19 protein-coding genes and 1 pseudogene are annotated in these 19,937 nt (G+C 72.4%); 10 read left to right on the top strand and 10 right to left on the bottom strand.

Features of this window, described 5'->3' with window-relative positions; genetic code table 11:
- On the top strand, positions 1–2,519 hold a 2,519-nt coding region (locus QR78_RS20660), incomplete at its 5' end, for an excinuclease ABC subunit UvrA (protein WP_048429459.1).
- Positions 2,520–2,643: 124 nt separating this feature from the next.
- On the opposite strand, the gene repC is transcribed toward QR78_RS20660, so the two are convergent.
- Together repC and QR78_RS20670 are read right to left on the bottom strand one after the other, a co-directional pair.
- Entirely contained in the window at positions 2,644–3,789 is a 1,146-nt protein-coding gene (repC, locus tag QR78_RS20665; protein WP_082172025.1) for a plasmid replication protein RepC, read from the bottom strand.
- Positions 3,790–3,982: 193 nt separating this feature from the next.
- Positions 3,983–4,180, bottom strand: coding sequence for a hypothetical protein (locus QR78_RS20670; protein ID WP_048429461.1), 198 nt, complete (start codon positions 4,178–4,180; stop codon positions 3,983–3,985).
- A 399-nt stretch (positions 4,181–4,579) separates the two neighbouring features.
- Here QR78_RS20670 and QR78_RS20675 point away from each other — a divergent pair, with 399 nt between their 5' ends.
- Entirely contained in the window at positions 4,580–5,587 is a 1,008-nt protein-coding gene (locus QR78_RS20675) for a TRAP transporter substrate-binding protein (RefSeq protein WP_048429462.1), read from the top strand.
- A gap of 90 nt (positions 5,588–5,677) precedes the next feature.
- Entirely contained in the window at positions 5,678–6,862 is a 1,185-nt protein-coding gene (gene solA, locus QR78_RS20680; protein WP_048429463.1) for an N-methyl-L-tryptophan oxidase, read from the top strand.
- A gap of 22 nt (positions 6,863–6,884) precedes the next feature.
- On the opposite strand, the gene QR78_RS20685 is transcribed toward solA, so the two are convergent.
- The gene (locus QR78_RS20685; RefSeq protein ID WP_048429464.1) at positions 6,885–7,148 is read right to left on the bottom strand and encodes a YARHG domain-containing protein; all 264 of its coding nucleotides are present in this window, start codon (positions 7,146–7,148) and stop codon (positions 6,885–6,887) included.
- Between the two features lie 84 nt (positions 7,149–7,232).
- Here QR78_RS20685 and QR78_RS33055 point away from each other — a divergent pair.
- Positions 7,233–7,730: pseudogene (locus QR78_RS33055) on the top strand (GGDEF domain-containing protein); the annotation flags it as partial.
- Positions 7,731–7,955: 225 nt separating this feature from the next.
- Here QR78_RS33055 and QR78_RS20695 read toward each other — a convergent pair.
- Both QR78_RS20695 and QR78_RS20700 read right to left on the bottom strand, forming a co-directional pair.
- Entirely contained in the window at positions 7,956–8,435 is a 480-nt protein-coding gene (locus tag QR78_RS20695; RefSeq protein ID WP_048429466.1) for a RidA family protein, read from the bottom strand.
- A gap of 11 nt (positions 8,436–8,446) precedes the next feature.
- Positions 8,447–9,583: an amidohydrolase/deacetylase family metallohydrolase gene (locus tag QR78_RS20700; RefSeq protein ID WP_048429467.1), complete on the bottom strand. Its 1,137-nt coding sequence runs from the start codon at positions 9,581–9,583 to the stop codon at positions 8,447–8,449.
- Positions 9,584–9,740: 157 nt separating this feature from the next.
- Here QR78_RS20700 and QR78_RS20705 point away from each other — a divergent pair, with 157 nt between their 5' ends.
- The 6 genes from QR78_RS20705 to QR78_RS20730 all read left to right on the top strand — a co-directional run bounded on the left by QR78_RS20705 (position 9,741) and on the right by QR78_RS20730 (position 16,302).
- Positions 9,741–11,324, top strand: a complete 1,584-nt coding sequence (locus tag QR78_RS20705; RefSeq protein WP_048429468.1) for an ABC transporter substrate-binding protein — start codon at positions 9,741–9,743, stop codon at positions 11,322–11,324.
- Positions 11,325–11,600: 276 nt separating this feature from the next.
- On the top strand, positions 11,601–12,542 hold the full coding sequence (locus tag QR78_RS20710; protein WP_048429469.1) for an ABC transporter permease: 942 nt from the start codon (positions 11,601–11,603) through the stop codon (positions 12,540–12,542).
- Positions 12,539–13,408, top strand: coding sequence for an ABC transporter permease (locus QR78_RS20715; RefSeq protein WP_423793772.1), 870 nt, complete (start codon positions 12,539–12,541; stop codon positions 13,406–13,408). The genes QR78_RS20710 and QR78_RS20715 overlap by 4 nt, the downstream gene beginning before the upstream one ends.
- A gap of 1 nt (position 13,409) precedes the next feature.
- Positions 13,410–14,411 (top strand): ABC transporter ATP-binding protein, encoded by a 1,002-nt coding sequence (locus QR78_RS20720; RefSeq protein WP_048429470.1) that lies wholly within the window; start codon positions 13,410–13,412, stop codon positions 14,409–14,411.
- Entirely contained in the window at positions 14,408–15,400 is a 993-nt protein-coding gene (locus QR78_RS20725; protein ID WP_048429471.1) for an ABC transporter ATP-binding protein, read from the top strand. The genes QR78_RS20720 and QR78_RS20725 overlap by 4 nt, the downstream gene beginning before the upstream one ends.
- Complete coding sequence (locus tag QR78_RS20730) at positions 15,400–16,302, top strand: MurR/RpiR family transcriptional regulator (RefSeq protein WP_048429472.1); 903 nt, start codon at positions 15,400–15,402, stop codon at positions 16,300–16,302. Before QR78_RS20725 ends, QR78_RS20730 begins: the two co-directional genes overlap by 1 nt.
- A gap of 23 nt (positions 16,303–16,325) precedes the next feature.
- On the opposite strand, the gene QR78_RS20735 is transcribed toward QR78_RS20730, so the two are convergent.
- The 5 genes from QR78_RS20735 to QR78_RS20755 all read right to left on the bottom strand — a co-directional run bounded on the left by QR78_RS20735 (position 16,326) and on the right by QR78_RS20755 (position 19,883).
- Positions 16,326–16,619, bottom strand: coding sequence for a hypothetical protein (locus QR78_RS20735; RefSeq protein WP_048429473.1), 294 nt, complete (start codon positions 16,617–16,619; stop codon positions 16,326–16,328).
- Positions 16,616–16,873, bottom strand: coding sequence for a hypothetical protein (locus QR78_RS20740; RefSeq protein WP_048429474.1), 258 nt, complete (start codon positions 16,871–16,873; stop codon positions 16,616–16,618). Before QR78_RS20740 ends, QR78_RS20735 begins: the two co-directional genes overlap by 4 nt.
- The gene (locus QR78_RS20745) at positions 16,870–18,843 is read right to left on the bottom strand and encodes a DUF4139 domain-containing protein (RefSeq protein ID WP_244276403.1); all 1,974 of its coding nucleotides are present in this window, start codon (positions 18,841–18,843) and stop codon (positions 16,870–16,872) included. Before QR78_RS20745 ends, QR78_RS20740 begins: the two co-directional genes overlap by 4 nt.
- A gap of 86 nt (positions 18,844–18,929) precedes the next feature.
- Positions 18,930–19,628, bottom strand: a complete 699-nt coding sequence (locus tag QR78_RS20750) for a lysozyme inhibitor LprI family protein (protein ID WP_048429475.1) — start codon at positions 19,626–19,628, stop codon at positions 18,930–18,932.
- 48 nt (positions 19,629–19,676) lie between these two features.
- Positions 19,677–19,883 (bottom strand): hypothetical protein, encoded by a 207-nt coding sequence (locus QR78_RS20755; protein ID WP_048429476.1) that lies wholly within the window; start codon positions 19,881–19,883, stop codon positions 19,677–19,679.
- Positions 19,884–19,937 lie beyond the last annotated feature (54 nt).

Below are 19,937 nucleotides of genomic sequence, written 5' to 3' on the forward strand. Positions count from 1 at the left end.
GCAAGTCGTCGCTCGCCTTCGGCACCCTCTATGCCGAGGCGCAACGCCGCTACTTCGAATCGGTCGCGCCCTATGCCCGCCGGATGATCGACCAGGTCGGGGTGCCAGACGTCGATGCCATCGAGGGCCTGCCCCCGGCCGTCGCGCTCCAGCAGCAGCGCGGCACGCCGAGTGCCCGCTCCTCCGTCGGCAGCGTCACCACCCTGTCGAGCCTGGTGCGGATGATGTATTCGCGCGCCGGCACCTATCCGCCGGGCCAGCCGATGCTGTTCGCCGAGGACTTTTCCCCCAACACGCCGCAGGGCGCCTGTCCGTCCTGCGGCGGCCTCGGTCGCGTCTACAGCGCCACCGAGGCCTCGATGGTGCCGGACCCGTCGCTCACCATCCGCGAGCGCGCCGTCGCCGCCTGGCCGCAGGCCTGGGGCGGGCAGAACCTGCGCGACATCCTGGTGAGCCGCGGCGTCGACGTCGACACGCCGTGGCGGGACCTGCCGCGGGCCTTGCGGGACTGGATCCTGTTCACCGACGAGCAGCCGCAGGAGCCGGTCTATGCCGGGCTGACCCCGGCGCAGACGCAGGCCGCGCGAAAGCGCAGGCTCGAGCCGAGCTACATGGGCACCTTCACCAGCGCCCGCCGCCACGTGATGCACGCCTTCACCAACTCGCAGAGCGCGCTCATGCGCCGGCGCGCCGCGAGCTACCTCGTGAGCGAGGATTGCCCGGCCTGCCACGGCAAGCGCCTGAAGCCGGAAGCGCTCTCGGTCACCTTCGCGGGGCTCGATATCGGCGAGATGTCGCGGATGCCGCTCTCCGATCTCGCCGAGGCTCTTCGGCCGGCCGCCGAGGACAGCCTCCCTGGGGACGGCACGGCGTCGGACGTTCTCGACCGCGAGGCGGGCCGGCGGGACCGCGCGGCGCGGGTCGTCGCCGGCGGTTCGGCCCATGCGGCGGCGCCCGACCTGCGCACGACGCCGAATCTCTCGATCGAGAAGCGCCTCGCCGCCCAGCGCCTGGCCGCCGACCTCGTCGACCGGATCGGGACGCTCAAGGATCTCGGCCTCGGCTACCTCTCCCTCGACCGGGTCACCACCACCCTCTCGTCGGGCGAGTTGCAGCGCCTGCGGCTGGCGACCCAATTGCGCTCGCAGCTCTTCGGCGTGGTCTACGTGCTCGACGAGCCGACCGCCGGCCTGCATCCCGCCGACGGCGATGCCATGCACGAGGCGCTCGCCGGGCTGCGCGCATCGGGCAACTCGCTGTTCGTCGTCGAGCACGACATCGGGACGATGCGCCGGGCCGACTGGCTCGTCGATGTCGGCCCTGCCGCGGGCGAGCATGGCGGCACGATTCTCTACAGCGGCCCGCCGGAGGGCCTGCGGGAGATCGCGGATTCACGCACGCGCCTGCACCTGTTCGGCCTCGCCGAGCCGCCCGCCCGGCCCCGGCGCGAGCCCACCGGGTGGCTGCGCCTGGAGGACGTCACCCGCAACAGCCTGCGCGGGGTCTCCGCCGCTTTCCCGCTCGGCTGCCTCACCGCCGTGACCGGCATCTCGGGTTCCGGCAAGTCGAGCCTCGTCAGCCAGGCGCTGCTCGACCTCGTCGGCGACCATCTCGGCCGGCCGGGCGACACCGACGACGAGCCCGAGGACCCGCTCGACGAGGTGCCCCACCCGACGCAAGGCCGCATCGCCGGTGGCATGGAGGCGATCCGGCGGCTGGTGAAGGTCGACCAGAAGCCGATCGGGCGCACGCCGCGCTCGAACCTCGCGACCTATACCGGCCTGTTCGATGCCGTCCGCAAGCTGTTCGCCGCCACCCCGGAAGCACGGCGGCGGCGCTACGATGCCGGCCGCTTCTCCTTCAACGTCGCCAAGGGCCGCTGCCCGGTCTGCGAGGGCGAGGGCTTCGTCAGCGTCGAGCTTTTGTTCATGCCGAGCGTCTACGCCCCCTGCCCGACCTGCCACGGTGCCCGCTACGCTCAGGAGACGCTGGAGGTGACCTGGAACGGCATGAGCATCGCCGACGTGCTCGGGCTCACGGTCGAACGGGCCTGCACGGCCTTCGCCGACGAGCCCTCCGTCCTGCGGCCGCTCGCCCTCCTGCGCGACCTCGGCCTCGGCTACCTGCGCCTCGGCCAGCCCGCGACCGAATTGTCGGGCGGCGAGGCCCAGCGGATCAAGCTCGCGACCGAGTTGCAGCGGGGCCAGCGCGGCGGCACCCTCTACGTCCTCGACGAGCCGACGACGGGCCTGCACCCGACCGATGTCGACCGGCTGATGCTCCAGCTCAACGGCTTGGTCGATGCGGGCAACACCGTCGTGATGGTCGAGCATGACATGCGCGTCGTGGCCGCCGCCGACCACGTCATCGACATGGGTCCGGGCGCGGGCAATCGCGGCGGTGCGATCGTGGCCGCCGGCCGGCCGGAGGTGATCGCCGCGACCCCGGACAGCCGTACGGCACCGTATCTGCGCGAGGAGCTCGCCGCCGATGCTGGAGCGCAACCGAGCCCGGATTGACGTGGCCGGGGCCGGAATCGGACCGAGACGATCGACCCTGTTTCGTCCGGGATGGGCGCAGCAGGGCGACCGGCCGGAGAACTGCCGGCTCTCCGCGTGAACCTGTCGGACACGGCACCCTCCCTCACGTCATCCGCCGCCGGCGCAGGGCGAGCAGTTCGGTGCCGATCTCGTAGTGGCCCTCCCCGGCGAGACGCACGAGGCGCCGGAAGTAGCCGCCCGGATTGCGAATCCGGTTCTGGCCCGACGACACGTCGTCGTCGTGACGCTGCGCCACGACCAGCACCAGGATCGCCGCCTGGTAGGGACCGACCGCGGCGCAGGCCTCGGCCCAGGCGCTCGCATGCGCCCCGATCGTCGCCCTCAGCGTCCGGCCGGCATCGAGGATCTCGTGTTCCTCCCGGATGTCGCCGCCCACCAGGTCGCGCACCACCGGGCAGGCCTCGACGACCAGTGCCGGCGACAGACCCGCCACCGGCCGCTCGATCGGGCGGGGCGTGTCCGCGTTCCCCGACGAGTCCTTGCTCCAAGCCTCGGTAGGAGATCCTTTCTCTGTTTCTACGTGAGGGCACGCGTTGCCGTCACAGCCGGCTGCGTAGAAGCGATCCTCGACCATCCGGCGCAATTCTCCCCAGGCCTCCAGCACCAGTTCCGGATCGCCCGCGCCGCGCCGGTCGGGGGTGGTCGCGTCGAGGCTTGCTTGCGCCTCGGCGAGGTCGGTGAGGGTCGCATCGGGATAGCGGGTCGCGAAGGCCTGCATCGCTTCCGCCACGGCGCGCCGATGCATCGTCACGAGGTCGAAGGCCCGGCGGCGGCGCTCCCGCGCCTCGGCCCGTGCCTGGATCGCCTGCGCCCAGTCGCCGCGCCGCGCATACAGAGGCGTCAGGTCGAAGCCGAAGGCGTCGAGGATCGTCCCGTCGCGGGACCGGACCGCGTAGCGCTTGCCGTTGGCGGAATCCTTCGGCGCGATGATCTCCAGGCCGACGAGGTCGCGCAGGGCATAGCGCACCGCACGCTCCGACAGCCCGGTGCGCGACACCAGGTACTCGTTCGACGGCCACACGATCAGGCGCGACCAGTCCTGCTCGCCCCAGGTGGCGACGAGCTCGGACAGGACCAGCCGCAGCGACGGACGCAGGCCGAGCGCCTTCGCCGCCTCGCGGGCCGAGGCCGACAAGTCCTTGCGCGTGACCGTACGCCCGTCCTCGAGGGCGCGTCTCTTCCCTGCGAGGGCGGCGCGCGTCAGCGGCCGGCCCCCGGTCTGAACCATCTCCACTCCACACCTCCTTGGACGGAGGCAAAGCGGGACCGTTCGCCCGAGAGGGCGTCATTGACGAGGAGGTCGGGAACCGCTAGAAGGAGGATGCCAATCCGGTCTTCTAACAGCGGCTTCCCCGAGCCCCGTTATGAGATCCCAAAAAGCGCCGAGGTCCCCACCTCGGCGCTTTTTTGCTTTGCCGCGTCTACATATTCGGCTCCACGAACACTTGCTCGAGCGCGTGGATGATCGCGAGGCGGCGGTTCGGGAACTTGCCCTCGCGCACCGCCGCATCGATTGCCTGCTGCACCTGTGCCGGCACCCAGACATTCGTCTCCGTCTCCCCGGAGGCCTTGCGGGCCTCGCGGAGCTTCTTGACGCGCTGAGACGGGGTATCGGCCATCGCTCTCGGCTCCACGACTCGTAACGTTACGAGTCGTGTCACGAGTCGCCGCCGCCGGGCAATGCGGAGTCGAGATTCGGCGGTGGATGTTAATTTCGATTCACAGCCGAATCGGCGCCGCGTACCCGATCGCGGTCGCATCGTCCTGGCCCGACCCGGGCCAGTGGTTCTTTCAAGTGATTCGGCGAAGAGTTCCCGGTCGACTCGCGGAACGCACAGAAATAGCCGGAGCCCGGTGGTCTGCTCTTCGGGCCGGCCGCTCGTATCTGGAATTGACCTGTCGTCTCGGGAATTCCCGGCCGCCCGCGGTAGGCTCGACGTTCCATGACCGGAGCGCCGCGGCTTAATGTGTATCTAACAAACACGCGTCATCGATGGTCGGCGACGGAGGAAAGGACGATGCCGACGCGACGCGCCATCGTGGGCGGTCTTGGAGCCGGGCTGCTCCTCGCCCCGATTCGCGGGCTGGCCGCGACGGGGGCGCTGCGGCTGAGCATGGGCTCGCCGATGCCTCGGGACCATCCGGCCACCACCTGCCTCATGGAGGCCCTCGACGCCATCCGGGCCGAGAGCCAGGGCGAGATCGACATCACGCTCCATCCCGACAGCCGGCTCGGCGGCGAGCTCAGCATGCAGTCGCAGCTGCGCGCGGGCACCATCGCGTTCACCCTCTCCTCCGCCAGCTCGCTGCAGGCCCTGGTGCCGATCGCCGGAATCCCCGGCCTGGCCTACGCCTTCACCGGCTACGTCGCGCTCTGGTCGGCCCTCGACCGGGGGCCGTTGAGCGAGCGCATCCGCGACGCCCTCGCCCAGGCGGGCCTCCACGCCTTCGGCGTCATCGACAACGGCTTTCGCGACGTGATCACGGCATCCCGGCCGGTCGAGACCGTCTCCGACCTGCGCGGCCTCCGGATCCGGGTGCCGCCGAGTCCGCTCCTGACCTCGCTGTTCCGGGCGTTCGGCGCCGCCCCGACCACGATCGGCCTCGCCGAGACCTACGCGGCGCTCCGGACCGGCCTCGCCGACGGGATGGAGAACTCGCTGCCGCAGATCGAGGCGACGCGGGTCTACGAGGTCCAGACCCATCTCTCGCGCACCGGCCATTCCTGGGACGGGCTGTGGATCCTCGCCCATGGCCCGACCTGGGACGGGCTGCCGCGGGACGCCCGGGCGCTGATCGGCCGCCACTTCGACGCGGCGGTGGCGCGCCAGCGACGGGCCTTCGTCGCCATGAACACGCGGGGGGAGGCCCGGCTGCGGGACCGGGGCCTCGTCGTCGCCGCGCCGGACCGCGCCGCCTTCCGCCGGGCGCTCGAGGCCGCCGGCTACTACGCCGAATGGAAGGCGAGGTTCGGGCGGGAAGCCTGGGCCGCGCTCGAAACCCATACCGGCCCGCTCGGCGCCTGACGCACCCCCCTCCCCTCGCGGATCGGCTTGCCGGGCCGACGGCCTTTCGGGCAGCGTTCGGTCGCACAGGGCGGGAGGCGGAGCGCGGCGATGACGGAGCGGGCGGACTTCTTGGTGATCGGCCTCGGGGCCATGGGCAGCGCGGCGCTCTACCAGTTGGCGAAGCGCGGCGCGTCGGTGATCGGGCTCGATCGCTTCGCGCCGCCCCACACGATGGGATCGAGCCACGGCGAGACGCGGATCACCCGGCAGGGGATCGGCGAGGGGCGCGATTACGTGCCGCTCGTGCTCGCCGCGCACCGGATCTGGCGCGAGATCGAGGCGGAGACCGGCGCCGGCTTGCTGGAGGCCTGCGGCGCCCTGGTGATGGCGCCGGGGACCGGCACCGCCTCGCATCACGGCAAGCCGGATTTCGTCCGCACCTCGATCCGGGCCGCCGAAGAGTTCGGCATCCCCCACGAGGTCCTCGACGGCCGCGAGGTCGCCCGGCGCTTCCCGCAATTCCAGGGGCTGTCGGGCGACGAGGTCGCCTATTACGAGCCCGGCGGCGGCTTTGTCCGCCCCGAGGCCTGCATCGCCGCGCAGCTCTCCCGCGCCGCGGCGCTCGGGGCCGGGATCCGCACCGGCGTCGAGGTGCTGTCGATGGCCCAGGAGGGCGACGGCGTGCGCGTCGAGACCTCGGCCGGCACCTTCGCGGCCGGCCAGGCGATGGTGTCGGCCGGGGCCTGGACGGCGCCGCTCCTCGGCGCGCCCTTCACCGATCTCCTGAGCGTCAAGCGCCAGCTCCTGCACTGGTACGCCCTCGACGACGCCCGCGCCTACCGGCCCGATTCGCCGGTCTACATCTGGATGTACGGCTCGTCCGACACCGAATACTTCTACGGCTTCCCGCCGCAGCCCGGCGAGGGCAGCGTCAAGGTCGCGACCGAGCAATACGCCGCCGCCACGACCGCGGATTCGGCCGACCGGACGGTCGCCCCGGCGGAATCGGCCGAGATGTACCGGCGCCACATCGCCGGACGCCTGGCCGGCGCGACCCCGCGCGTCGTCGCGGCCGCGGCCTGCCTCTACACCGTCACCCCCGACCGCGGCTTCATCATCGACCGACACCCGGAGCAGGACCGCATCCTCGTGGTGTCGGCCTGCTCGGGGCATGGATTCAAGCACTCGGCCGGGATCGGCCTCGTCGCGGCCGAACTCCTGACCGAGGGGCGGAGCCGGATCGACGTCGCGCCCTTCGGGCTCGGCCGGTTCGGGACGGCCGAGCCCGCCTGACGCGACCGCCCGGAGCGGACCGTTACGGGGCGCACCGCATGGAGCGCTCCATCGACCGGATGCTGTCGACCTCGGCACGGTCGCGGGCGGAGAGCGGCACGTCGGCCTGGTTGTCGAACCGGCAGCCGGCATTGCCGAAGCTGCGGATGGCGTTCGCCGTCTTGAAGCAGTAACCGGCTTCCTTGTAGATCAGGTTCCGCTGATACCACAGTTCGTCGCACGATTGTGCCAGGGCCGGAAGCGTTCCGGCCAGGACGATCGACGCGGCGGCAGCCATTCTCTTCATCACGACACCCATCGTTGCGCGAGACGATGCGACCCGAGCCGGCATGGCGCATCGGGCACGCGGCGCAGGTCTCGCATCCCGCCCGTGCGATGGCAAACCGCCGCGCCGGCCCGGCCTGCCGGGGGCGTCGGTCACCCTCCCGGCGCCGACGAAAGGGAGGCGCCGGGTGATGGCGCGTATCACCGTGCTCTGTCGTCACGAAGGCGTGGTCCTCCTCCCGCCTGGACCCGCCGCCTCGTCCAGGTCGCGCTCACCGATATCGGCGACAACAAGCGGGAGGAGGTCCGCCTCGAGGCCCTGGGCCTCACCGATCCCCTCACCGGCCTCCTCAACCGCACCGGCTACGAGGCCGAGCTCGACCGGCTCGAGACCGACCGGGCCGTGCCGGTCTCGGTGATCGTGGCCGACCTCAACGGGCTGAGGACCACCAACGACCGCTGGGGCCACGAGGCCGGCGACGCCCTGATCCGGCGGTTCGGCGATCTCCTGGCCGAGTGCGCCCCGGGCGGCGCCATCGCGCGGATCGGCGGCGACGAGTTCGTCGTCCTCCTGCCGCTGACCGGCCCGGAGGCGGCGGACGCCCTGATGCGGCGGATCCTGGCGGCGCTCGACGCCGCGGCGGGTTCCGGCTCCACCGCCCCCCAGCGCGTCCCTGGGTTTCGCCACCTGGACCGGCGACGGCCCGCTCCGCGCGGTCTTCGCCCGGGCGGACGCGCAGATGTACGCGGCCAAGCGCCGGCACTGCGCGGCCTGCGCCCACGTCCCGGAGCCGCCGCGCCCGCATTGAGGCGGCGGCGGAACGGGCGGTCAGGGCGCGATCGGGGGGATCGGCGCGATCTGGAGGATCGCCTCGACCTCGACCGTCATGGCGTTGGGCAGCGAGCCCATGCCGACCGCCGAACGGGCGTGGCGGCCGGCCTCGCCGAGCACGTCGACCAGGAGGTCCGAGCAGCCGTTGATCACCTTCGGGTGGTCGGCGAAATCGGGCTCGGCGTTGACCATGCCCAGAAGCTTCACCACCGCCGTGATGCGCGACAAATCGCCGAGCGCCGCCTTGGCGACGGCGAGGAGCTGGAGACCGGCGAGCTGCGCGTCGGCGTAGCCCTCCTCGATCGTGGCGTCGCGGCCGAGCCGCCCGGGGCGGTAGGTGCCATCGGGACGCTTCGGGCCCTGGCCCGAGAGGTAGAGGAGGTCGCCCACGATGCGGAACGGCACGTAGTTGGCGACCGGCACCGGTACCTGCGGCAGGGTCAGGCCGAGCTCGGCGAGCTTCTGTTCGGGGGTCATGAATCGGTCCTTCAGTGGGCGTGGAAGACGGCGCCGTCGATGATCGTCGCGGCGGCCGACAGGCGCTGCTCGCCCATCAGACGCGCGCCCGTCGAATCGACGTAGTCGAAGCGGCCCTCGTCGAGGGAGAGGACCGAGGCGTCGCCGGCCGCACCCGTCCGGAAGGTGCCGAGATCGGAACGCGAGAGGGCGCGGGCCGGGTTGTCGGTCGCGGCGCGGATCACCTCGTCGAGCGGCATGCCGAGGCAGAGGAACTTCGACATCGTGGTGAGGAGGTCGAAGGCCGGGCCCTCGATGCAGAGGGCGTGCACGTCCGACGAGATGCAGTCCGGCGGGAAGCCGTTGTCCAGCATGGCCCGGCCGACCGAGAAGGCGAAGGACCCCATGCCGTGGCCGATATCGAAGATCACGCCGCGGGCGCGGGCCTCCAGCACCTCGGGGCGGACGCGGCCGTCGGCCGTCACCGGGGTGTTGGGGAACGGCCGGAAGGCGTGGGTGAGGATGTCGCCGGGGCGCAGCCGCTCCAGCACCTCGGCCAGCGTCGGCGGGGGCTCGTCGATATGGACCATCAGCATCATGCCGGCCGCGTCCGCGACCTGCCGGGCGATGTCGAGGGGTACGATGCCCGACGTGCCGCCGGCATTGCGCCCGACCCGGACCTTGAGGCCGCCGAGCACGTCGCGGTGGGCCAGCGCGACCTCGAGGGCGGCGGGCGCCGAGAGGAGCCGCTGGTCGCCGCTCTCGCCGACATTCACCCGCTTCGAGAAGGCGTAGATGCCGGCGAAGGACACGCTCATCAGCGGGATGATGCGCACCGGCGAGGGCTCGACGACGTGGCGGCGGAAACCCGGAAAGTTGCCGGGGCCGGCGCTGCCGGTATCCACGAAGGTCGTGACCGCACCCGAGCGGGCGAGCGCCGGCGCATCGACCCCGAGCGAGGTGCCGCCCCAGTAGACGTGGGTGTGCAGGTCGATGAGGCCCGGGGTGACGAGGCGCCCGGCGCAGTCGTGCACCGTCCGGGCCGAGGCGGAGAGGCCCTCCCCGATGGCCGCCACCTTGCCGTCCGCGAAGGCGACGTCGGCGACGCGGTCGATGGACTGGGACGGGTCGACGACGCGGCCGCCCGCGAGCACGAGATCGAAGGTCATGGGTTCCGCTGGCTGGCGAGGTTGCGAAAAAAATTTACACATCGGTCGCGAGGGGTGCAACGTGAAAACGACGGGACTTGCGAAATCCGCCCATTGACGCTTGACGATGCGTTCGAACGTGAAATAATTTTACAAAAGCGCAGTCCAGGAGACGTCCATGGCCCCCACCGACCGCCCGCGCCCCGGCCTGACCCGCCGCGCCCTCGCGACCGGCCTCGCGCTCGGCCCCCTGGTGCCGGTGCGGTCCTTCGCTCAGGGCGGCGGCACCGCGGCCGGCGGCATGGCCGGCGGCATGGGCAGCGTCAACCTGGCGATGGTGGGCGAGCCGCAATCGCTCGATCCGATGGCCTCGACCGCCGACCTCGTCGCGACGATCATGCAGCACGTCTTCGAGCCGCTCTACACGTTCGACGCGAGCTGGGCGGTGCAGCCGATGCTGGCCGCCGCCCTTCCGACGATCAGCCCGGACGGGAAGACCTACACCATCGCCTTGCGCGAGGGCGTGCCGCTCCATAACGGCCGGGCGCTCGATTCCGAGGACGTCGTCGCCTCGCTCAAGCGCTGGATGGAGATGACGCCGCGCGGCAAGGGCATCGCGGCCGGGCTGACGAGCCTCTCCGCGAAGGGCCCGCACGCGGTCGAGATCGTCCTCAAGGCGGTCAATCCGGCCTTGCTCGCCCACCTCGCCCTGCCCTCGGGCTTCGCCGCCATCATGGCCCGCGAGGCGATCGCCAGCCCGCTCACCGAGTTCGTCGGCACCGGTCCCTACCGGTTCAAGGAGCGCCGGCCCGACCAGTTCGTGGTCCTGACCCGGCACGATTCTTATGCGGCCCGCAGCGAGGCCCCGAGCGGCTATGCCGGGCGCCGCACCGCCGCGATCCCCGAGCTGCGCTTCATCCCGGTGCCGAACGCCAACACCCGGGTCGAGGGCGTCGTCGCCGGCCAGTACCACTTCGCCGACCAGCTTCCCGTCGAGAGCAACGGACGCATCGCCAAGGCGTCGGGCGCAAAGCCGGTGCTCACGATGCCGTTCGGCTTTCCCTATCTCGTGCTCAACACCAGGCAGGGCCCCTGCGCCGACCTCACGGTGCGCCAGGCGCTCCAGATGGCGCTCAGCGACACCGAACTCCTGATGGCGGCCTTCGGCGAGGAGAAATTCTTCGAGGCGACGGGCAGCCACTTCCCGAAGGGCTCGCCCTTCCACTCGACGGCCGGCACCCAGGCCTACGACCGGGGCGACGACAAGGGCGCCAAGGCGCTGCTGGCGGAGGCCCGCTACGACGGCACGCCGATCCGCATCCTCAACTCGAAGCAGTACGACTTCCACAACCGCATCGCGCTCGTCATGGCCGAGGAGCTGCGCGCCGCCGGCTTCAAGGTGACCCTCGACGTGGTCGACTGGGCGACGCTCGTCTCCCGCCGCGGCGACCCGGCGCTCTGGGACGTCTACGTCACCCACTCGGCCTTCCTGCCGGAACCCATGCTGACGCCGCCGCAACTCGGCGACGGCGCCCCGGGCTGGTGGGACACGCCGGCGAAGAAGGCGGCCTTGTCGGCCTTCAACGCCGAGACCGATCCGGGGAAGCGCGGCGCCCTGTGGGGACCGGTGCAGGAGGTGATCTATCGGGAGGTGCCCTACATCCGCGTCGGCAACTTCGCGGCCCTGTCCGGCCTCTCCGGCAAGCTGAAGGGTTTTGCGCCGATGCCGTGGCCGGCCTTCTGGAACGTCGAGGCGGCGTGAGGCGGAACGGGGCAGCGCGACGGACCGGCCTATGCGTCGTCGTGAGCCCCACCCTATCCCGGGCGACTGAAGCGACAGCGGAAGGAGATCCGGGATCCAGCAGAGGAAGTGCCGCGAAGCGGCTCCGCTGATTGCATCGTTGCGGACGAACGGACGCTTCGCGACGTCTTGCGCTGGTTCCCGGATCTCCTTCCACTTCGTTTCAGTCGTCCGGGACAGGGGAGCGTTTTGGCGGACGGCTGCGATCCGCAGAAATATGTTTTGGAAGGCAGCCCGATGTGGATCTCTCTCGCCCGCCGGCTCGGCGGCCTCCTGGTGGTGCTGTTCCTGGTCGCCACGATGGTGTTCTTCCTCACCCGGCTCGCCCCCGGCGATCCGGCGGCGATCATGCTGGGCGACCAGGCGACGCCCGAGGACGTCGCGCGGCTGCGCGCCACCTTCGGGCTCGACCGGCCGCTCCTCGTGCAGTTCGCCCTGTGGCTGAAGGAGATCGCCACCGGCAATTTCGGCCGCTCGATCTTCCTGCAGCAGCCGGTCACCACCGTGCTGTGGGACCGGGCCGAGCCGACCTTCTTCCTCGCCCTGTTCTCGGTCACCATCGCGGCCCTCGTCGGCGTGCCGGCCGGCATCGTCTCGGCGGTCTGGCGCGGGCGGATCGTCGATCAGGTGGTGAGCGGGCTGGCGCTGCTCGCCGCCAACGTGCCGAGCTTCTGGCTCGGCCTGATCCTGATCCAGCTCTTCGCCGTGCGCCTCGGCTGGTTCCCGGTCGCGGGCTACGGCGCGCCCGGCGCGGGCCTGCCCGAGCGCCTCGAGCACCTGGTGCTGCCCTCCCTCGTCCTCGGCATCGTCAACTCGGCGCTGATCACCCGCTTCACCCGCGCCTCGATGCTCGACGTGCTGTCGAACGACTACGTGCGCACCGCCCGGTCCAAGGGCCTGCCGGAGAGCCGGGTGGTCCTGCGCCACGCCTTCGGGACGGCGCTGGTGCCGATCGTCACCGTGCTCGGCCTCACCGTCGCGCTGCTCATCGGCGGCGCCATCGTCACCGAGACGGTGTTCGGGCTGCCGGGCATCGGCAACCTCGTGGTCTCGGCGGTGCTGCGGCGCGACTACCCCGTCATCCAGGGTGCGCTCGTGATGGTGGCGGGCCTCTACGTCCTCATCAACCTCGCGGTCGACCTCATCTACCGCCTCGTCGATCCGAGAGTGACCGCGTGACCGGCGCCGCGACCAGCCCCATGAACGCCCCCGCCCTCCTGTTCCTGCGCCGTCTCTTCCGGCGCAAGCTCGTCCTCGTCGCGGCCCTGGTGCTGCTCGCGATCGTCGTCGTGGCGCTCGCCGCCCCGTGGGTCTCCCCCTTCGATCCCGGCGCGATGCGGGTGGTGCGCCGCCTGCGCCCGCCCTCGCCCGAGCACTGGCTCGGCACCGACGAGCTCGGCCGCGACGTGTTCTCGCGGGTCGTCTACGGCGCCCGGGCCTCGCTCGGCATCGGGTTCTCCGTGGTGCTCGCCTCCTGCCTCGTCGGGACCGTGTTCGGGATCCTGGCCGGCTACGAGCGGCGGCTCGACGGGCCGATCATGCGGGTGGTCGACGCCCTGATGGCGCTCCCCGACATCCTGCTCGCCATCTTCCTCGTCGCGGTGCTCGGCGCCTCCGCCGGCAACGTCGTGCTGGCGCTCGCCATCGTCTACACGCCCCGGGTGGTGCGGGTGGTGCGCGCCTCGACGCTGGTGGTGCGCGAACTGCCCTTCGTCGAGGCCGCCCGGGCGCTCGGGGTCGGCACGCCGCGGATCCTCGCCGTGCACATCCTCCTGAACGTCGCCTCGCCGATCCTCATCCAGGCGACCTTCATCTTCGCCTACGCGGTCCTGGCCGAGGCCGGTCTGTCGTTCCTCGGTGCCGGCGTCCCGCCGGAGATCCCGACCTGGGGCACGATGATCGCGTCGGGCCAGCAATATGCCGACCGGGCCTTCTGGACCGTGCTCTATCCGGGCCTCGCCATCGTGCTCTCGGCCCTCTCGCTCCAGATCCTCGGCGACGGCCTGCGCGACATGCTCGACCCGAAGCTGCGCAAGGCGGTGTGAGATGACGCAGGCTCTTCTCGCGATCGAGGACCTGGAGGTCCGCTTCGGTACGGAGGACGGCGAGGTCGCCCCCGTCACCGGCGTCGACTTGCGCGTCGCCCCCGGCGAGACCGTCGCGCTCGTCGGCGAATCCGGTTCCGGCAAGTCGGTGTCGAGCCTCGCCGTGATGGGGCTGCTGCCGCGCCCGGCCGGCCGCGTCGCGAAGGGCCGCATCCTCTACCGGACCAAGGCCGGCGAGACGATCGACCTCGCCGCGGCCCCGCCCGACCGGGTGCGGCGGTTGCGCGGCGCCGAGATCGCGATGATCTTCCAGGAGCCGATGACGAGCCTCAACCCGGTGCTGACCGCCGGCGAGCAGATCGCCGAATCGGTGCGGCTCCACCTGCGGCTCGACCGGCGGGCGGCGTTGCGCCGGGCGCAGGAGATGCTGGACCTCGTCGAGATCCCGGCCGCGGCCAAGCGCCTGCACGACTACCCGCACCAGATGTCGGGCGGCATGCGCCAGCGGGTGATGATCGCGCTCGCCATGGCGTGCCACCCGCGCCTCCTCATCGCCGACGAGCCGACGACCGCCCTCGACGTGACGATCCAGGCCCAGATCCTGGCGCTGATCGACCGGCTGCGGCGCGAGACCGGGATGGGCGTGCTGTTCATCACCCACAATCTCGGCGTGGTGGCGGAGGTCGCCGACCGGGTAGCGGTGATGTATGCCGGCCGCATCGTCGAGACCGGGCCGGTCGGCGACCTGTTTCGCCATCCGCGCCACCCCTACACGGCGGGCCTGCTCGATTCGCTGCCGGCGCGGGCGACCCGCGGCCCGGACGGGCGCCGGCACGTCCGCGCGATTCCCGGCTCCCTCGGTCGGGCCGCCGCGATCCGCGACGCTTGCGCCTTCTCGCCCCGCTGCGAGCGGGTGCGGGAGGAATGCCGCACCACCCCGCCGCCGCTCGAGGCGATTACCCCCGGGCGCGCCGCCCGCTGCCTGTTCTGGAGGGAGATGTGAGCGCGGAACGTCTCGGGCCCGCCTCGGGCGATCCCATCCTGGCCGTCGAGGGCCTGACCAAGCGCTTCGGCCGCCCACCGGCCGAGGTGCGGGCGGTGGAGCAGGTGAGCTTCACGGTCGCCCCCGGCGAGGTCGTCGGGCTGGTGGGCGAATCGGGCTCCGGCAAGTCGACGATCGGGCGGCTGTGCCTGCGCCTCGTCGACCCGACCGGCGGCACGATCCGCTTCGAGGGCGAGGACGTCTCGGGCCTGCCGGAGCGCCGCCTGAAGCCCCTGCGGCGGCGGGCGCAGATGATTTTCCAGGACCCCTATGCCAGCCTCAACCCGCGCCTGCGGGTCTCCGGCATCCTGGGCGAGGCGCTCGATGCCCACGGCCTCGCCCGGGGCCGGCGCCGGGAGCGCATGGCCGAGCTCCTCGACCTCGTCGGCCTGGCCCCCGAGCATCTCGACCGCTTCCCGCACGAATTCTCCGGCGGCCAGCGCCAGCGCATCGGCATCGCCCGGGCGCTCGCCGTCGAGCCGGGGCTGATCGTCGCCGACGAGCCGGTCTCGGCCCTCGACGTCTCGGTGCAGGCCCAGGTGCTCAACCTGCTCCAGGACCTGCGGGCGCGGCTGAACCTCGCGATGCTGTTCATCTCGCACGACCTCGACGTGGTCGAGCTGCTCTGCGACCGGGTGGTGGTGCTCTATCTCGGCCGCGTCATGGAGATCGGGCCGACCGCCGAGGTGGTCGCGCGCCCGCGCCACCCCTATACCCGGGCCCTGCTCGCGGCCTCGCCGAAGGCCGATCCCGATGCGCCGCGCATCGCGCGGCTCCTCACGGGCGACATCCCGAGCCCGATCGCGCCGCCGTCGGGCTGCGTCTTCCGCACCCGCTGCCCGCTCGCCGTCGAGTCCTGCGCGCACGCCGTGCCGCCGATGCGCGAGGCCGGGGACGGGCACCGGTTCGCCTGCCTGCGCGACGCCTCCGAGATGCGGGAGGCGGCCTGATGGCGGACGGCACGGAGGCCGGCTCCTCCTCCGACCTGCTGCGCAACCTGCGCGAGACGCTGGAGAGCCTGCCCGAGACGCAGGCCCGGATCGCCCGGATGATCGTCGCCGATCCCGAATGGGTGGTCCAGACCGGGGTCGAGCTCCTGGCCGAGCGGGCCGGGGTGAGCGCGCCGACCATTGTGCGCTTCGCCCGCGCGGTCGGCTGCGAGGGCGTGCGCGACATGAAGCTGAAGCTCGCCGGCTCGCTGGCGCTGGGCACCCCCTACGTCCACCGCAGCGTCCGGCCGACCGACGCCCCCGGCGAGGTGGTGCGCAACGTCGTCGGCAGCGTGACCTCGATGCTGGCCGAGTGGCAGTCGAGCATCGATCCCGAGCGGATCGAGGCGGCGGTGGCGGCGATCCGCGCGGCCGGGCGCGTCGACACCGCCGGCACCGGCGCGACCTCGCATTTCCTCGCCCACGACCTCCACGCCCGGCTCTTCCGGCTCGGCATCCCGTCGAACTCGTTCTCCGACGCCCATCTCCAGCTCACCGCGGCGTCCTGCCTCGGCGAAGGCGACGTCCTGGTGGCGATCTCCTTCGTCGGGCGGATGCCGGCGCTCCTGCGCACCGTCGCGGTGGCCCGCCGGGCCGGGGCCACGGTGGTGGCCATCACCCGCACCGGCACGCCGCTCGCCCGCGCCGCCGACATCCTGCTCGCGGTCGACGTGCCGGGGGACGCGACGATGCGGGTCGGGACCGACGCGACCATCGCGCAGACCATCGTGATCGAGATCCTGAGCGTGCGGCTCGGCCTCGTCCTCGGCGACGGCGCGGCGCGCCGCCTCGCTGCCGTCCACGACCTCCTCCAGAGCGCGCAGCTCGACAGCGACGATGCGCCGGAGCCCGGCTGGGAGTGAGGCGCCGGCGCCCCGGCGCGCCCTCACGGATGGCGGCGCCAGCCCGGATCCTCGCGCTTCCTGCGCGCGATCGTCATCAGCTCGCCGCGCACCCGCTCCGTCGCCGTGAACGGGATGTCGAAGTTCGTGCTGACCTCGATCAGGCCGTGCACGTACGGGTAGTCCGGGTCGTCGACGCCGCTGTCGATGAAATCGAGCACCCAGGCGTAGATCGCGTCATGGTCGGCGGGATCGGGATCGTCCTGGACGACGAACCTGCCGAGGTCGCTCCACTCGCGGCGCAGGAAGGCCCTGTCCTGGTCGGTGATCGGCGTCATCGACGGGGCGCTCCGGCGGTCGAACGCGCGTCTTCCTCCAGCATCGCCCGCAGCAGGTCCCCCCGGGCGAGGCCGCGCTCGACCGCGATCCGGTCGACGAGGCGCAGGGCCCGCAGGGCCGGGGACCGGTCCGCCGGCAGGAAGACGTCGAGGTCCCGGCCCAGGCGATAACCGACGGCGCCGCTGCCGAGGGCGACGGCGACCAGGATCCCGAGCTTGAGGCCGATCGAGCCCATCGCGAGAAGCGCCGTCATGGCCGGGCCTCGCGTCCCGACAGCTCCGCGATCAGCGCGCGGACACGGGCCTCCCGGGTCCTCAGGCGCTCCCGCGCCTCGCCTTGCGTCGTGCCGAGCCTCGCAAGCTCGTCCTCCTGGGCGCCCATCTGGGCGAGGTAGCGCCGGGCGAGCTCGCTGTCCTTCGGGACGACGCCGAGATTGCCGCGGATGCGCTCCTGCTCGGCCGCGATCGTCGCGATGCGCTCGCCGATCTCGGCGATCTCGCGCGTCGCCGCCTGGCTGTCGGCGCGGGCCTGGGACAGGGCCTTGAGGCCGCCCGCCAGGGCCGGGTCGTCGGCGAGCGCGCTCCAGCTCACCAGCATCCCGGCATCGGCCTCGGCGAGGGCGTAGGTGTCGGTCTGGACGCGCTCCAGCACCGCCCGCGCCTCGGCCGTGCCCGCGGCGGCCACATCGAGCGTCAGCCGGTAGGCGGTCGGGGTCTCGCCGTCGCGGGCCGGGGACGAGAAGGTCCAGCCGTCGCGGCGCGGATGCTCGATGACGACGGTGCGCGGCGCGTCGGGCGCGCCCTTCACGGTGTAGACCGTCTCCTCGCGCGAGCGCGCGGTCGCCCGGACCGCGCCGTCAACGACCGTGATCCGGGTCAACACCTCGGCGGGCTTCGTCTCGGCCCGCACGCCGACCTTCCGGTCGGCCGCGAAGGCGGCGAAGCGCTGCTCGCCGGCCGGGGTCGCGGGCAGCCGCGCGTCGCCGACATAGCCGAGCGCGCGATCGTAGACGGTGAGGATGCCCGGCGGCAGCGTCGTGCCGGTCCCGTTGCGGAGCATCAGGGCGGCGATCGGGTGGAGGCCCTGCCCGGGTTTCCACAGCGCGATCCGGGACGCCTCGATCTCGGTGTCGAGGATCGGCACCGAGAGCGTGCGGCCGACCCCGAGATCGACCGGGTGGGGCAGCCGGAAGGTCGCCGCCACGTCGCCCTCCGCGGGTTGCGCCGCCACCGCGGCCGGCGCGGCCTCGTAGCGCGCGTCGACGGCGCGCCGGCTGCGGTCCATGCGCTCCATCGGCGCAGGCAGCGGCGGCGCGGCCGCCCGCGCGGCGAGGGGGCCGGCATCGAGGTCGGGCAGGCCGAGATTCTCGACCGGCAGCGGCGCCTCGGGGCGGCGGTGCCAGTACCGCCGGTGCAGGCGCTGCTGCAGCGTCACCGGCGCGCCGGACGACAGGGTGACGTCCACCCCCTTCCAGTCCTCGCCGAGGGCGTTCTCGATGATCGCCCAGGCCTGCAGGTTCGCCCGGCCGTCGCCGCCGTCGACGACCCGGTAGCTCGTCTTCCAGACCGGTGCGGCAACCACGTAGGTCAGGCGCACCTCGCGCGCGCCGGTGCCCGACAGGGCGATCTCCACCCGGCGCGCCCCGCTCGCCCTGGCCTTGCCGGCCACGTCGACGACCTCGGCGATCCGCGCGACCATCGCGGGATCGCGGATCGTCACCGTCAGGCCGTCGTCGACCCGCACCGAGTCGAGGGCGCCGGACGCGGTCATCACGGAGAGAACCCGCACCGTCCCGGTCTCGGAGCCGGCCTCGCGCTCGGACAGGCCGAGCACCCGGCCCTCGAGCACCCGCCCGCCGCTCTCGATCCGGACCTCGACGCCCTGGAGCTTGCCGGCGAGCTGGGCGGTGGACGACAGGTCGTCCGCCGTGAAGGGAAGGGTGCGCAGGATCTCCTCGACCTGGTCCTCGCCGTCGAGCCGCATGGCGCCGACCGCGCCCTTGGGATCGCGCACCACCAGGCTCTTGAGGATGTCGTCGATCTGGTCGGCCCTGACGTCGATGGCGATCGTCGCATCGCCCTCGACCGAGCCGGCGAGCGTGACCTCGGCGAGGCCCCCGCTCGAGAGCGTGACCTCGCGGATGACGCCCGTGGCCGCCATCAGGGGCGGCGCCGCGGCGATCATGAGCAGGAGCGTGCCGGCGAGCAGCAGCTGATGTGTCACGAGGAATCCTCCTGGTCGGGGCGGGCCGCCTCTCCCCGCGGGGATGGCGGCGCGATCGGGGCATCTGTCGGGCGGACAGGCGATCCTCAGCGGGCCGGCGCCGCGGGCGTGACGAAGAAGTAGGTGCCGTCGACCGAGCCGTTGAGCCCGCAGTAATCCGCGGTCCCCTCCGCCTCGCCCTTCCCCGGAACGGCGCCGAGCGTCAGCGTCTCGCCCTCCCGGGCGAGCGTGAGGGCGGACCCGTCCTCGCCGAGGGACACGGTGAGGACGTCGCCGGCGAGCCGTCCCTTGCCCTCCGCGCCGCAGGTCCAGCGGGCGGTGATCGGCTCGTTGGCATCGACCTTGACGGCGAGGCCGCCATCGGTCCCCGGCGTCACCGTCACGGTGCCGAAGAGGTTGCTCCAGGTCCCGGCGAGGCGTCCCGGCGGCGGGACGCGCAGGCTGCGCAGGAAGGCGATGCGGTCCTCGATCTCGCCGAGCAGCAGGGCCGCCGGATCCTTGTCGCCGGTGGAAAAGACGCGCTCGCGCGCGGCGAGGAAGCGCTTCTCGTCCACGAGGAGGAGCGCCCCCGCCTCGGGGGCGAGGGTCCGGCGGGCCTCCTGGTAGGCGGCCGACAGCGCGGCGTCGGCCTTGGCCAGCGGGGCGCTGGCGCAGATCGTCCGCTCGATCCGCGAGGCGGCCTTCGCGCAGTCGAAGGACGGCTGGGCCGCCAGGGCCGGGGATGCGCCGAGGATCGTCGTGGCGAGAAGGAGCCTCGGGATGATCGTCCTGTCCAGCGCCTGCATGGTCGTCCGGTCTCCGTCAGGGTGGGTGGGATGAGGCGGTCGGACCCGTCAGAGCCAGCGGGCGGCCGCCCAGACGCACACGGCCAGGATCAGGCCGTACTTCGCCGTCTCGAGCGCGATCGCGATCAGCAGCGCCCCGGCGGGCATGTGCGACCGGTCGGTGAGGACGAGATGCGCCATGAAGCCGATCCAGGTGGCGACCAGGACGACGCAGATGGCGGTGAGCACGATCGTCTTGGTGTCCCAGGCGTTCATCGGACGAGGCTCCGGTACGGATCAGAGCTGGCGCTGGGCCGGGGGACGCGGGGG

Source organism: Methylobacterium indicum (assembly GCF_001043895.1).
GTDB lineage: Bacteria > Pseudomonadota > Alphaproteobacteria > Rhizobiales > Beijerinckiaceae > Methylobacterium > Methylobacterium indicum.